Annotated in this window: 16 protein-coding genes; 4 read left to right on the plus strand and 12 right to left on the minus strand. The window is 41.9% G+C overall.

Annotated features, from left to right (window positions below; genetic code table 11):
• Positions 1-85 precede the first annotated feature (85 nt).
• From ACY3FQ_RS13200 to pheS, 3 genes are all read right to left on the minus strand, one after another.
• Positions 86-382 carry an integration host factor subunit alpha gene (locus ACY3FQ_RS13200; protein ID WP_004649746.1) on the minus strand — a complete coding sequence of 99 codons (297 nt, stop codon included), beginning with the start codon at positions 380-382 and terminating at the stop codon, positions 86-88.
• Positions 379-2,760 (minus strand): phenylalanine--tRNA ligase subunit beta, encoded by a 2,382-nt coding sequence (gene pheT / locus ACY3FQ_RS13205; RefSeq protein ID WP_005400741.1) that lies wholly within the window; start codon positions 2,758-2,760, stop codon positions 379-381. The genes ACY3FQ_RS13200 and pheT overlap by 4 nt, the downstream gene beginning before the upstream one ends.
• Before the next feature lie 137 nt (positions 2,761-2,897).
• Complete coding sequence (gene pheS / locus ACY3FQ_RS13210) at positions 2,898-3,878, minus strand: phenylalanine--tRNA ligase subunit alpha (protein ID WP_004979194.1); 981 nt, start codon at positions 3,876-3,878, stop codon at positions 2,898-2,900.
• A 157-nt stretch (positions 3,879-4,035) separates the two neighbouring features.
• Here pheS and ACY3FQ_RS13215 point away from each other — a divergent pair, with 157 nt between their 5' ends.
• A complete protein-coding gene (locus tag ACY3FQ_RS13215; RefSeq protein WP_005400743.1) occupies positions 4,036-5,052 on the plus strand; it encodes a hypothetical protein in 1,017 nt (338 codons plus the stop codon).
• A 61-nt stretch (positions 5,053-5,113) separates the two neighbouring features.
• Here ACY3FQ_RS13215 and ACY3FQ_RS13220 read toward each other — a convergent pair whose 3' ends face one another.
• The 4 genes from ACY3FQ_RS13220 to rpmI all read right to left on the minus strand — a co-directional run bounded on the left by ACY3FQ_RS13220 (position 5,114) and on the right by rpmI (position 6,725).
• Positions 5,114-5,326: a KOW domain-containing RNA-binding protein gene (locus ACY3FQ_RS13220; protein ID WP_004692273.1), complete on the minus strand. Its 213-nt coding sequence runs from the start codon at positions 5,324-5,326 to the stop codon at positions 5,114-5,116.
• 129 nt (positions 5,327-5,455) lie between these two features.
• Positions 5,456-6,007 carry a P-loop NTPase family protein gene (locus ACY3FQ_RS13225; protein WP_005400744.1) on the minus strand — a complete coding sequence of 184 codons (552 nt, stop codon included), beginning with the start codon at positions 6,005-6,007 and terminating at the stop codon, positions 5,456-5,458.
• A 152-nt stretch (positions 6,008-6,159) separates the two neighbouring features.
• Positions 6,160-6,519, minus strand: a complete 360-nt coding sequence (gene rplT / locus ACY3FQ_RS13230; RefSeq protein WP_004692276.1) for a 50S ribosomal protein L20 — start codon at positions 6,517-6,519, stop codon at positions 6,160-6,162.
• Between the two features lie 11 nt (positions 6,520-6,530).
• On the minus strand, positions 6,531-6,725 hold the full coding sequence (gene rpmI, locus ACY3FQ_RS13235; RefSeq protein ID WP_004278281.1) for a 50S ribosomal protein L35: 195 nt from the start codon (positions 6,723-6,725) through the stop codon (positions 6,531-6,533).
• Positions 6,726-6,946: 221 nt separating this feature from the next.
• Between rpmI and ACY3FQ_RS13240 the strand changes: the two genes are divergently transcribed.
• Together ACY3FQ_RS13240 and ACY3FQ_RS13245 are read left to right on the plus strand one after the other, a co-directional pair.
• On the plus strand, positions 6,947-8,200 hold the full coding sequence (locus tag ACY3FQ_RS13240; RefSeq protein WP_005400745.1) for an MFS transporter: 1,254 nt from the start codon (positions 6,947-6,949) through the stop codon (positions 8,198-8,200).
• A 104-nt stretch (positions 8,201-8,304) separates the two neighbouring features.
• The gene (locus ACY3FQ_RS13245) at positions 8,305-9,036 is read left to right on the plus strand and encodes an energy transducer TonB (RefSeq protein ID WP_010325944.1); all 732 of its coding nucleotides are present in this window, start codon (positions 8,305-8,307) and stop codon (positions 9,034-9,036) included.
• Positions 9,037-9,140: 104 nt separating this feature from the next.
• Here ACY3FQ_RS13245 and ACY3FQ_RS13250 read toward each other — a convergent pair whose 3' ends face one another.
• From ACY3FQ_RS13250 to ACY3FQ_RS13260, 3 genes are all read right to left on the minus strand, one after another.
• Positions 9,141-9,569, minus strand: coding sequence for a YqaA family protein (locus ACY3FQ_RS13250; RefSeq protein WP_005400747.1), 429 nt, complete (start codon positions 9,567-9,569; stop codon positions 9,141-9,143).
• A 1-nt stretch (position 9,570) separates the two neighbouring features.
• Positions 9,571-9,864, minus strand: coding sequence for a hypothetical protein (locus ACY3FQ_RS13255; protein WP_039890203.1), 294 nt, complete (start codon positions 9,862-9,864; stop codon positions 9,571-9,573).
• 115 nt (positions 9,865-9,979) lie between these two features.
• Positions 9,980-10,600, minus strand: coding sequence for a glutathione binding-like protein (locus tag ACY3FQ_RS13260; protein WP_078426838.1), 621 nt, complete (start codon positions 10,598-10,600; stop codon positions 9,980-9,982).
• 325 nt (positions 10,601-10,925) lie between these two features.
• Between ACY3FQ_RS13260 and ACY3FQ_RS13265 the strand changes: the two genes are divergently transcribed.
• Entirely contained in the window at positions 10,926-11,378 is a 453-nt protein-coding gene (locus tag ACY3FQ_RS13265; RefSeq protein WP_489774165.1) for an Hsp20 family protein, read from the plus strand.
• Between the two features lie 162 nt (positions 11,379-11,540).
• On the opposite strand, the gene infC is transcribed toward ACY3FQ_RS13265, so the two are convergent.
• Both infC and thrS read right to left on the minus strand, forming a co-directional pair.
• Positions 11,541-12,092 (minus strand): translation initiation factor IF-3, encoded by a 552-nt coding sequence (infC, locus tag ACY3FQ_RS13270; protein ID WP_078425166.1) that lies wholly within the window; start codon positions 12,090-12,092, stop codon positions 11,541-11,543.
• A gap of 5 nt (positions 12,093-12,097) precedes the next feature.
• Entirely contained in the window at positions 12,098-14,020 is a 1,923-nt protein-coding gene (gene thrS, locus ACY3FQ_RS13275) for a threonine--tRNA ligase (RefSeq protein ID WP_005400751.1), read from the minus strand.
• Positions 14,021-14,151 lie beyond the last annotated feature (131 nt).

The following is a 14,151-nucleotide window of genomic DNA, read 5'->3' on the forward strand; positions in this document are numbered from 1 at the left end:
TTTTATCAAAAAATGACATTCTATTATTTTGCAAAAATTGAATCAGCCAAACGATCACCCAAAATTTTAAGCAAAAAAAAGCAGATCAATCGATCTGCTCATTTCCCACACGCTGGCGGAATTTCTGCCCTGCGCGGAAGGTCACTACACGGCGTGCAGAAATCGGAATTTCTTCACCCGTTTTCGGGTTACGACCTGGACGTTGACGTTTATCACGCAACTCAAAGTTACCGAAACCAGAAAGTTTAACTTGCTCACCAGAGATTAGCGCTTGGCTAATCTCATCAAAGAACAACTCGACCATTTGCTTAGCTTCACGACGGTTTAAACTCGTGAGCTCACTTAAATGGTCAGCCATTTCCGCTTTTGTTAATGCTGTCATGAAGCCCTCAATGTCGCCTGATAAGTGTTTTCCAACACTTGTAAAATATGATCCATACCAGATTTAATTTCAGCATCTTCAAGCGTACGTGATGGGTGTTGCCAAAGAAGTGCAAATGCCAATGAGCGCTTACCATCTTCAACGCCTTGCCCAGTGTACACATCGAACAACCAAGTCGAGTCCAAAAGCTCAACACCTGTTTTTTCGATAAGTTGCTGAATTTCACTTACATTTATCTTATCACTAATTAAAAGCGCAATATCACGTCTAACCGACGGAAAACGTGATAATTCTGTAAAATTAGATACATAAGTTTGCAAAACAGCCGATTGATCAAGTTCAGCCACCCAAGTTGTGCTCAAATCCAATGCATCTTCTAAAGATGGATGTAATCGACCAAAGTAACCAATAGATTGACCATCGACTAAAACCTCAGCAGACTGTCCTGGATGCAACCAGCTACGTTCAGAGCGAACATATTCAACCTGCACACGACCTGCTGCCAATACTTCTTCAATTTCACCTTTGAAATCAAAGAAATCCATAGCTTGAGGTTTAGCATGCCAAGTTTCTGACGTTTTTGCACCTGTTGCAATCACTGCAAGGGTTGGAATTTGTTTCAAATCATGAATAGATTCAGCGTCTTGATAGTCAAAACGCAAGCCTAATTCAAAGAAACGTACACGGCTTTGTTGGCGGTTTACGTTGTATTGCACACACGGAATCAAACTAGAGAGCAGTGTTGAACGCATCACCGCTAAATCGCTTGAAATCGGGTTAGCCAAAGCCAAAGGATTCACAGCCGCATTGAGTTGCTTCTCAAGCTTTAAGTCTGCAAAGCTAAAGCTAATTGCTTCTTGATAACCCAAAGTCACGAGAGTTTGACGAAGCTGAGCCATTTCAAATTGGTCTTGATATTGAGCCAATTTCGCTTCAATTTTTGGCAAACTGATTTGAATATTGTCATAACCATGAATACGCGCGACTTCTTCAATTAGGTCTTGGTAGATTACCATATCATAACGGTGTGAAGGCGGCACCACAGACCACTGACCTTCTGCTTTAACCGTCACAGCACAACCTAAACGGGTTAAAGCATCCGCAATAAATGCAGCATCTACGCGATAACCGAGCAATTGATCCACTTGTACTTGTTCTAGCTCAATCGCTTCACGCTTCGGTAAAACAGCCGCTTGTTCCGCAGTCGTAATCGGACCGAACTCACCACCCGCCAATTCTGCAATCAATTGTGATGCGCGGTGCATCGCGAGCATTGGGAGTTCAAAATCCACGCCACGCTCATAACGCTGTGATGCATCAGTATGTAAGCCAAAGCTACGGGCACGGCCTGCAATGGCTAATGGAGCAAAGAATGCAGACTCTAAGAAAATGTCTTGGGTTTCATCGGTAACAGATGAAGACAAGCCACCCATGATGCCTGCAATCGCCAATGCTTTTCCATCATCCGCAATCACCATGACTTTTTCATTGAGCTCAACTTCTTGTTCATTCAGTAAAACCAATTTCTCCGCCATATTCGCTTGACGAACTTGAACTGAACCTTGAATTTTTGCCGCATCAAAAGCATGTAGCGGTTGACCCAACTCCATCAGTACATAGTTAGTAATATCAACCAAAATACTGTGCTGACGAATCCCTGAGCGAACCAAAGCGCGTTCCATCCACTCTGGGGTTGCTGCTTTGGTATTCACATTTTTAATTACACGACCTAAATAGCGTGGGCAGCCTTCAGTGCTCACCACAACTTTTTTCTCATCAGCAATGCTCGCAGCAACGGCATTAATTTCAGGTGCAGTCACAGTCAGTTGGTTAATCACCCCAATTTCACGGGCAATACCACGAATACTGAAACAGTCACCACGGTTTGGCGTGATGCTGATATCAATCACATGATCATCTAAATTTAAATATTCACGAATATCCGCACCTACGGGTGCATCAACGGCTAACTCTAAAAGACCATCAATTTTATCTTCTAGATCAATTTCAGACGCACCACATAGCATACCTTGTGATTCAATGCCACGAAGTTTGCCTTTCTTGATTTTGAAATCGCCTGGAAGCACAGCACCAATGGTTGCCACAGGGGCTTTCATACCAACCCGAACATTCGGTGCACCACAAACAATTTGTAAAGGTTCCCCTGAACCAATATTCACCGTGGTCACACGTAAACGGTCTGCATCAGGATGTTGTTCTACCGTCAACACTTCACCAACAACCACGCCAGTGAACGGTTTTGCCGCAGGTGATAAATCATCAACCTCTAAACCCAACATGGTCAGTTGATCAGATAAAGTATTGCTATCAACGGCTGGGTTAACCCATGTACGCAACCAATTTTCGCTAATTTTCATAAATTCAATGTCCTTAATCTCCCCTAACCCCTCTTTTAAAGAGAGGAAAACACACCACCGTTTTAGGTAGACCAGTCCCCCTTTATAAAGGGGGATTTAGGGGGATTTCAATAATTCTAAAATAACTGTTTAAACTATTAAGCAAATTGGCGTAAGAAACGCACATCGTTTTGGTAGAACATACGTAAGTCATTGATGCCATAACGAAGCATCGCAAAACGTTCCACACCCAGACCGAAAGCAAAGCCTTTGTATTTTTCAGGATCAATCCCTGCTGCCTGCAAGACATTTGGATGTACCATGCCACAACCAAGCACTTCTAACCATTTACCACGCTCATCCATAATATCCACTTCAGCACTTGGCTCTGTGAATGGGAAATAAGATGGACGGAAACGCACTTTTAAATCCTTTTCAAAGAATTCGTTTAACAGATTAACCAACAAACCTTTCAGTTCTGCAAAGCTGGTATTTTCAGCGACATACAGACCTTCAATTTGATGAAACATTGGCGAATGCGTTTGGTCAGAGTCACAGCGGTATACACGACCTGGACATACAATACGAATCGGGGGTTGCTGGGTTTCCATGGTACGAATCTGCACACCAGAAGTATGGGTACGTAACAAATGTGTCGCATCGAAATAGAATGTATCGTGCATTGCACGCGCAGGGTGATGCCCTGGAATATTTAAAGCTTCAAAATTGTGGTAGTCATCTTCAACTTCTGGCCCAGTTTCAATCACAAAGCCCGCTTTGGTAAAGAACTGACAAATACGCTCTTGTACTTGAGTAACGGGGTGAATACTACCAATCGTTTGACCACGACCCGGTAAAGTAATATCCACCGTTTCACTTGCAAGTTTTTGCGCCAACGCCGCTTGTTGTAATTGTGTTTGGCGTTCAGTTAAAGCACCGGTAATCGCTTCGCGGACTGCATGAATTTGCGCACCAAAATTTTTACGCTCTTCAGGGTCCATTTTACCTAAAGCTTTTGATTGCTCAGCGAGCTGGCTTTTCTTACCCGTAAACTGCACTCGTACTTGATCGAGTGTAGCAAGGTCCTCTGCTGCTGCAATCGCAGCAAGCGCTTCAGTGGTCAGGGCTTCCAGTGACATAGTAACTCTCAAAGCAACAATTTATAAAATTAATAAAACCCCATATTCTATCAGTTTTTAAGCACGTTGATGAAGCTCTACGATCAGGAAAATTTGTTTAGTACATGGTTTTATAAACAGGTTAAGATAGTGTCATCACAGAAGAGAACAACAAACGATGTCGCTTGATCCTATTTGGCAACAACAACTTACTTTAGTTACTTATGGCAATGAATATTTACGCCACAACCTAAGTTTCCAACGTTGGTTAGAACATGCCATTTTTGACCGACATTGCTTTCAGTTTCGTGATCTGAATAGCCAACATTTACTGGCTCAGCATTTTCAGGTCTGGCTTGAAGCCTTAAAAAAACAAGGGGTCAAACAGCTCAGTCTGCATAGCTCAACATTGCTAGCAGATGAAAAGAACCCCAACCCAAATGTTGAACTGCTTGCGACGCCACATATTATTGTGAGCCATCAAGCACAGCAAAAAACTGCTTGGATTTTTGGTAAAGAACTGGCGGAGTGGTACAGCGCTGAACACGATTTTATAATTCCAAAAACACAACAAAGCTCAATCCGTAGTGAAAATTTATGGCGTTTTGAACTGAATCACAAACTCAGCAAACGCATTGAAGCGGATTTACAAACGCCGAAATGGGATGAAATCGAAAACTTTACCGAACAAGAACTATTTAGTGCGCCATTTGCACAAGATTTAGTAGAGCCAGAGACGGCAAACTTACCTTACTATGGGCAACAAGATGCCACAGATGCAGTCCACCGGCTCGCTCTTTTACCAACAGATTACGCTGCTGATTATGCACACCAAACGCTGTATCGTTTAGATACACTATCAGCATTTATCCAAACTAAAATTCAACATCCTTATAATGCAGAAGGCCAAGTACTCACGCCAGATGAGCAATTGAACTTACGTCATTTTGAGCAAAAGATTGATGATTTAAGTACCAAGTTTATCGTAAAAGTGGCCAATCACTATCAAACCGCGCAGCTCACACCCAAAGACACAACTACACCACTTGATACTCGCAATCAATCAACACCTAAATTAAGTGCGATAGAGGCCAAGCCGCATGAAACACACCACAAATCGGGGAAAACCGGGGTATTTGCTTTAATCATAATTACGATTTTGATTTGTGTAGTGGGCTATTATTTTGGCTTATAAGCTATTAGAGGTATATCAAAGCGCTCCTCTCTAAGAGCGTTTTTTTATGGGCTCAATTTCTTCAGGCGGTAATAAGAAGGTTAAAAGGCCGGATTTTGATTTGCACCTTATGCTGATTGGCATGTTGATTAATATAATGATTAACCGAAACAACCTCGCCTTCGAGCTCCGCATCAGGTCCATACATAATTTTGACTGACTCACCTTTTCTGGGAATCATTTGTAATTCCACCGTGATACTTCCCTGTCCCATCCCAGTAATTTCTGCAAGCATATCCTGCTCCTTTTCTTTTTAATCTTTTTATTTATTAGGCATCGACCACCTTTGAGATTAAAGCAGATTTATGTAACTAAAGCTTAACAATTCATCTTGATCGCTGAGTATGCACTGATATTTTTTTATTTAAACGTTATGCTTTTCAACAGCCAACTGGTCTAAAAAACGACTCACCTGTTTTGGTGTCTTTAAATGAATCCACTGTATATGTTGATATTCAGGCATCTGCATCATTTTTAAGTATTTCTGTCGGTTTTTAGCATGTGTTTTGATCATCCACCAAATAATCGAGTCCCGACCAAACATCCGCAGCAAACTTTCCCGATTATTCGAGTTTTCCCATAAATCCTGTTGCGCCCATGTCCGCTGAACCGCACGCTTCACAGAACGGTAAAGATTGACTGGAAACGGTAAGTCCAACCAAATGACAGTATCAATTTCCGCCCATTTCACAGGAATGGCGCGGGTATAGTTACCATCGATCACATAGCCCTGTGTCGCCTTTTGTACTTCCGACTCAATCTTGGCAAAGAACACCTCATCGGGACATTCTTGCCAGTCGTCTAACCAAAACAAATTATCCAACTCGATATAATGCAAATCTAACTTTTCGGCCAAAGCTCTGGAAAATGTAGATTTTCCTGTAGCAGAAGTTCCTACGACATTGATTCTTTTCATTGTACTGGCCTAACGCTGATGCGGTCTTTCTTATCATATGTAATTATGGTTGTATCACAGTCTCACCTTTGACCCATAAAAAATTTGATTCAAAAAATAATCGGCCATAAAAAAGACCGCTAAAAAGCGGTCTTTCTTTAAGTCTTAAAGACTTATGCAGCTAATGCATCTTTAGCTTTAGAAGCTAAAGCAGCAAATGCGACTGCGTCATGCATAGCGATGTCAGCAAGTACGCGACGGTCGATAATCACTTGAGCTTTTTTCAAGCCAGCGATCATACGGCTGTACGATAAACCATTTAGACGAGCACCAGCATTAATACGCGCAATCCATAGAGCACGGAATTGACGTTTTTTCTGACGACGGTCACGGTAAGCGTATTGACCCGCTTTGATTACTGCTTGGAACGCTACGCGATATACGCGTGAACGAGCGCCGTAGTAACCTTTAGCACGAGCAAGAATTTTTTTATGACGGCGATGAGCCTGTACACCACGTTTTACACGAGCCATTTATAATCTCCTTAGATGTATGGGCACATACGACGAACTGAAGCAACGTCACTCACGTGAACCATTACACAGCCGCGTAATTGACGAATACGCTTAGCAGATTTTTTGGTCAAAATGTGGCGTTTGAACGCTTGTTTACGCTTGAAACCGTTAGCAGTAGCTTTAAAACGCTTAGCTGCACCACGGCGAGTTTTCATCTTAGGCATAACAACCTCTTTTGAACACCTGTTCGGAACGTTTGCACCATTGCAAAACGACCTGCAGGTAAGGGAGCGAATATTCTAATCGAACTTTGTCTAAAACAAAAGCAAATAATCAACAATAAAAGCAAGCTTAGTTTATTTCCCGATAAGCTTTAAGCGATGAATTTATAACCGAGGTTTAGTCCAAGTCGTATAATGCCTCATCCATTCCATACTGTACCCTTATGAACGCTACACAGGATGCTTTTGTCGCACTCCGATACCGAGACTTCTCTCTTGTTACACTCAATCAATTTTGCCTGACGCTTGCCATTTTAATCCAGGAAATTATTGTGGCGTATTCTTTGTATAAAATCACCAAAGATCCTCTCACTCTAGGTTTGATTGGCCTAGCAGAAGCAATCCCCTTTATTGCGCTCTCCTTATGGGGCGGCTATTTTGCCGATCGCTTTAATAAGCAAACCATCATGAAAATCTGCTTGTTCTTTGCCATTCCTCTACCCTTGGTTTTATGGGGTTTATTTCATGCTTATGGCTTAAAGCACATTGAACTCTCCACCCTGTCATGGGGTGTTTATGCCGTGATCTTTGGCCTAGGAACAATTCGGGGGTTCTACAATCCATCCGCAACATCACTCAAACCCTTTTTGATTCCTCGGGAACTTTATGCCAATGGCGCCACATGGACCATCATTGGTTGGCAAAGCGGTGTGATTATCGGCCCGATGCTCGGTGGATTTATGCTGGCGTTTTTAGGCCGTGAAACCAGTTTCATCAGTGTCGCGGTACTACTCAGCCTATGTTTCATCTTAGTCAATCTTTTAAGCAAACGCACTTTTCCTAAAATAGAAACGGAACGTGTACTACAAAGTTTAGGTGAAGGTTTTCGCTTTATTGCTAAAACTAAAATCGTCCTCTGGGCTATCTCACTCGACTTAGTCTCGGTACTGTTCGGCGGTGTGATTGCTTTACTCCCGATCTTTGCTGAAGATATTTTGAAAATTGGGCCTGAAGGCTTGGGCTATTTACGGGCAGCACCATCGATTGGTGCACTCATTACCATGATTGCGCTGACGCGTTTTCCGCCCACCCAACATGCATGGCGCAATATGCTGCTTGCTGTTGCAGGTTTTGGCCTATTCACCTTATTGTTCGCATACTCAAACTACCTCTGGCTGTCTTTATTTGCTCTTGCGATGACGGGTGCATGTGACAGTATTTCAGTGGTAATTCGTCAGACTATTTTACAAATTTATCCTCCTGAGAATATGCGAGGCCGTGTTGCAGCGGTAAATGGCATGTTTGTGTCGAGTAGCAATGAACTGGGGGCATTTGAGTCAGGTCTTGCAGCAAAATATCTAGGCCCTGTGATTGCAACGATTTTTGGCGGTAGCATGACACTCTTGGTGGTCGCACTCAGTTGGGCTAAAACCAAAGACTTATTTGGTGTAGACATCACCCAAGCTGAGCAAAAATAGTTTTAATTTAACAATATAACTTGCGAGTCTTTCTAATTCAGGAAATACTCGCAACAATTATTTAAGTCATGCGCACTGGATGCGTTATAAAAGAAATCGACCGTATGAAACCACTCTTCTTGCTCGCATTATCTACACTGCCCTTTCATCTCAGTCATGCAGCTCAGCCACCATTAGAACTCACCATTCAAAAAAGTTCAGCTCAATCGGCGCATTTGACCACGCGTATTCAATGGGTAGATTTTCCCAAACCCCAATATAAAAATAGCGATTTAAATCAAAAAAACCGTGCAGCAATTATTCGTGTGTATGCAGATGAAACAGGTGATGTGACCAAAGCGACAGTCCAAGAAACGACTGGACTCAAAGCTTTAGATGAAAAGCTGGTAAATGCCGTGCTTCAAGCCAAAGTAAAACCGTTTATGGAGGACGACACCGCTTTAGCTGTCATTGGTTATCAAGTTTTTAATTTAAACTTAACCCCAGATGATGCCGAAGCATGTAACTATAGCTTTGACTCGAAAAACTGGCGTGCGCAACAGCAGCAGCAAAAAGTGCCTTTTCAATATCAGGCTCAACCTAAGCTTGCGCTAGATTCAACGCAGTTAAATGATCATGACCGTCAAATTAAATTTAGCTTTAAAGCCGATAAACACGGCAACATCAAGAAGCCTAAAATTATCAAAGGTTCAGGTATCTACGCGCTTGATCAACAGGTTTTACAAGCCGTTGCAAATAGCAAAGTCAGTGTTAAACGCACAGCAAGTACACTGTGGCTCTATAAAAAATCTAAATTTAAAGATGCGATTGAATTCGATCTGAATGCTTGTCGTTAAAAATTTAGCGTGACACGAGTTTTCACACACTCGTGTCATCTCTAGATCAACTTTGAACCCATTCCGCACATATAAGCATGTGGCCAGTTGGTCTCTGAAAATAATTAGAACTGACTAAACATCCAATATACAAAAAGATAGCGTCCGATTTTCGCAATACTCACCATCACGACAAAACGAACAAAGTTTTCTTTGAGCAATCCTGCAATGAGGGTAATCGGATCACCAATGATGGGCACCCAACTAAGTAATAAAGACCAAAAACCATATTTTTGATAAATGCCCTGCGCCTGCAACATCTTTTGCTCTGAGACGGGAAACCATTTTTTATTTTTGTATTGCTCAACTTTCAAGCCGAGCCACCAATTCACACAGCTACCTAGAATATTGCCTAGACTGGCGACAGCTACCAATAACCACACTGAATACTGCGTCTGAGCCAACAATCCTACCAAGACAGCCTCTGACTGCAAGGGTAGCAGTGTCGCTGCCCCAAAAGCAGAAAGGAAAAGTAGTCCTAAGGCCCACATCATTTTATGATTTTAAACCCAGCTTTTTCTTGGTTGAGCTATAAGCAAAACTTGACCAGATCAATGCCAGAATCAACAAAGACCAACGTGACCATGAATATTTATCGGCAATCGGTTCAATTGCAGCTCGAAGTACCGCCTGATCTTTGGTATTCAGCAGTTCAATGATTTTTTGAATGTGTACCGCTTCAGCTACAAATAGCACCAAACATCCTGCAATCCCCACAATAATACTGAGATAGATTTTAGGATTCACTTCAATAATACGGGTTAAATTGAGGAAAAACTCTTTTTTCATTACGCTGATGTCCAAACAACCTTTCAACAAAAAAGCCACCCATCGGTGGCTTTAAAGAATGGCTTATACCTTGAAGGCGATAAGCTTAACACAGTTCAAGTCAGCGCTTCTGTAACTAATTAACTTGAAGCGCCAATGCACTCTGAACTGCGGGGCGCGCTTGAATACGCTCCATATACGCCTTCACATTTGGATAGTCATTTATATCAATTTGCTGCCACTCATAACGCAGAATCCATGGAAAAATCGCCATATCCGCTATCGAATACTCTCCAGCCACATAGTTTTGACCAAAAAGCTGTTTGTCTAGTACACCATACAAACGCTTGGTTTCATTGACATAGCGTTCAGTTGCATACGCAATACGTTCGGGAGCAAATTTACTAAAGTGATGGTTCTGTCCAAGCATTGGACCGAAGCCACCCATTTGCCACATCAACCACTGCTCAACCTCAACACGAGACTGTTCATCGCTTGGATAAAACTGCCCTGTTTTACGCCCTAAATACTGCAAAATCGCCCCTGACTCAAACACAGAAATGGCTTCACCTTTGGGACCATCTTGATCCACAATCGCAGGGATTTTATTGTTGGGTGAAATGCGTAGAAAGTCGGGTTGGAACTGATCATTTTCTAAAATATTGATGGGAAAGACTTGATACTCCAAACCCATCTCTTCTAATGCGATGCTAATTTTATGTCCGTTGGGTGTTCCCCAATAGTACAAATCGATCATGTGGTTATCCTGTTACTTTTCTCGTTTTAGTTCATATTGTCGAGGTTTGATACTGTTTATAACATGATTCCAGCCTAGAAACATTAGGTTAAACTGAAATTGAAATCTTAAAATATGCATGACTAACTTCATATAAATAGAATAATTATCAACCAAAGAGAATGTTTAAAAAAAATCTTATTTTTTAATCTTGAAATTTCATAGAGCATCCAAATATTAAAAGTACAGCAAACATCCACACCGATTATTGCTGTGACAACCATGCTAATCGAGTCGCATAGGTTGCTTATTTATATCACTTTTCCTAATAGTGGAGGTTTTATCAATGAGTAATTTAAGCTTAATGCCATTATTCCGTCGTAGTATCGGTTTTGACCGTTTAAACGATTTGTTTGATCATGCAATGCTCAGTGAAGCACCACATTATCCTGCGTACAATATTGAAAAAGTCGGTGATGATCACTACCGCATTGTCGTAGCTGCGACTGGTTTTAACCAAGATGAGCTCGCGATCGATTTAGAGAATCATGTACTTAATATTTCAGGTCAACATGCTGATCAGACCAAAGACAATCATGCTGAGTTCTTGCATAAAGGCATCACACAGCGCTCATTTAAATTATCTTTACGTTTAGATGAACACATTGAAGTACAAGAGGCCAATTATGAAAATGGTTTACTCACCATCCAGCTACGACGGATTGTTCCAGAAGAAAAAGCGCCATGCCGAATTCCAATCGGACAAAAGAAATTAACAACTGAAAACACTTCGGCATAGTCAATCAAAGCTATAATCACCTTGTGTACGTTTAACTCTTTGTTCTCGTTCATGTTCCATAAAATAAGCCTCTTAAAGGTGTAAACTTATTTCAGGACGGGACAATCAACAAAATAAAAAAAGCACTGCATAGGCAGTGCTTTTTTTAAGATCAATGGATCATTACTTTTTCTTTTTAGGACCAAGCAACATACCCATTTGACGACCTTCCATTTTCGGTGCTTGTTCAACTACGCCCAAGTCAGCCACATCTGCTTCAACTTTTTGAAGTTGAGCCAAACCAAGCTGTTGGTGCGCCATTTCACGACCACGGAAACGAAGAGTAATTTTTACTTTGTTGCCTTCTTCAAGGAACTTAGTGATTGCACGTAGTTTTACGTTGTAATCACCAACATCAGTACCCGGGCGGAGTTTGATTTCTTTCACCTGTACTTGATGCTGTTTTTTCTTCGCTTCTTTCTGCTTTTGCTTTAGATCAAACAAATGCTTGTTGAAGTCCATGATTTTACAAACAGGCGGTTCAGCGTTTGCTACGATCTCAACAAGATCAAGCTCAACACTTTCAGCAGCGCGTAATGCTTCTGCCAAGCTAACAATACCTTTTTGCTCACCATTTTCGTCTACAAGACGGACTTCTTTCGCACGAATTTCATCATTCAAAGCAGGACGGTTTGATTTGTTACCGCCCTGTTGATTACGGTCAGGCTGTTTAATCGCTGTTACTCCACAATGTACCGGCCGCGTTCGGCAACGGCTGCTTTTACTAGGTCAACGAAAGCGTCGATTGACATAGTACCCAAATTTGTTCCAGAGCGGGTACGCACGTTCACTGTACCTTCCTCTACCTCACGGTCCCCAAGTACCAGTAAGTAAGGAATACGCTCTAATGTACGTTCACGAATCTTAAAGCCGATTTTCTCATTTCTCAAGTCTGAAATCGCACGGAGACCGTTTTCTTTAAGTTTAGCGACGACTGACTCACATGCTTCCGCTTGTGAATCGGTAATGTTCATCACACATGCTTGGATTGGTGTTAACCAAGGTGGCATAAAGCCCGCATAGTGTTCGATTAGTATACCAATAAAACGTTCAAAACTGCCAAGTATTGCACGGTGCAACATTACAGGTTGATCACGATCATTGTCTTCAGTGACATATGACGCATCTAAACGTTCTGGCAAATTGAAGTCACATTGGATTGTACCACATTGCCATACACGGCCTAAGCAGTCTTTCAGTGAGAATTCAATTTTCGGACCATAGAATGCGCCTTCACCTGGTTGAAGTTCCCACTCCAAACCAGCAGCATCTAAAGCATCTGCTAAAGATTTTTCAGCCATATCCCAAAGTGCATCATCACCCACACGTTTTTCTGGACGTGTAGACAACTTCATTTGCACGTCTTCGAAACCGAAGTCTTTATACACATCTAAAGTCAGTTGAATGAAGTCAGCCACTTCTTGACCAATTTGCTCTTTGGTACAGAAAATGTGTGCATCATCTTGCGTAAAACCACGAACACGCATAATGCCGTGCAGTGAACCCGATGGTTCGTTACGGTGACAAGAACCGAACTCAGCCAAACGAATTGGCAAATCACGGTATGATTTTAAACCTTGGTTGAACACTTGTACGTGACAAGGACAGTTCATCGGTTTAATTGCATAGTTACGACTTTCTGAATGCGTCGTGAACATACCATCCGCATAGTTTGCAGCATGGCCTGATTTTTCCCAAAGCGTGAAATCAACCACTTGCGGGGTACGAATTTCGAGGTAACCATTATCTTGTTGTACTTTGCGCATGTATTGTTCAAGTACTTGATAAATGGTCCAACCGTTTGGATGCCAGAACACCATACCTGGTGCTTCTTCTTGCATATGGAACAGGTCTAAAGCTTTACCAATTTTACGGTGGTCACGCTTTTCAGCTTCTTCAATACGTTTGATATAAGCTGCAAGCTGTTTTTTGTCTGCCCACGCTGTACCATAAATACGTTGTAACTGTTCATTCTTCGCATCCCCGCGCCAATAAGCGCCTGACATTTTAGTCAGTTTGAATGCTTTTAAAAATTTAGTATTTGGCACGTGTGGACCACGGCACATATCCAAATAATCTTGATGGTAGTACAAGCCCATTTCTGTTTCTTCAGGCATGTCTGCAATCAAGCGTAATTTATAATCTTCACCACGCGCTGTGAATTCTGCAATCACCTCATCACGTGGTGTCATTTTTTTGATGACATCATAGTCTTGATCGATGAGCTTTTTCATGCGCTCTTCAATGGCTAGCATGTCTTCTGGCGTAAATGGCTTTGCGCTAAAAATATCGTAATAGAAGCCATCTTCAATGACAGGACCAATCACCATTTTCGCTTCAGGGAACAATTGCTTAACCGCATGTCCCACCAAGTGAGCGCAAGAGTGACGAATGATTTCGACACCTTCTTCGTCTTTAGGCGTAATAATTTGAAGGCTGGCATCCGTGGTAATCAAGTCAGATGCATCAACTAAACGACCATCGACTTTTCCTGCAACTGTATTTTTCGCAAGACCCGGACCGATGCTCAGTGCAACGTCCATCACAGATACAGCTTGATCAAATTGTTTTTGATCGCCATTTGGCAAAGTGATAATTGGCATAAAAAATCCTTAAGGAGTGATGCCCCGTACCATGGAGCATATCACCGCGAGATTATGATCGAGGTAAAACCTCAAAAGATAAAAACGGTGGATAAATAAAATCAGTCGAATTTTACACGTGTTATCCACAG

It is taken from the genome of Acinetobacter sp. AB03, from assembly GCF_058107045.1.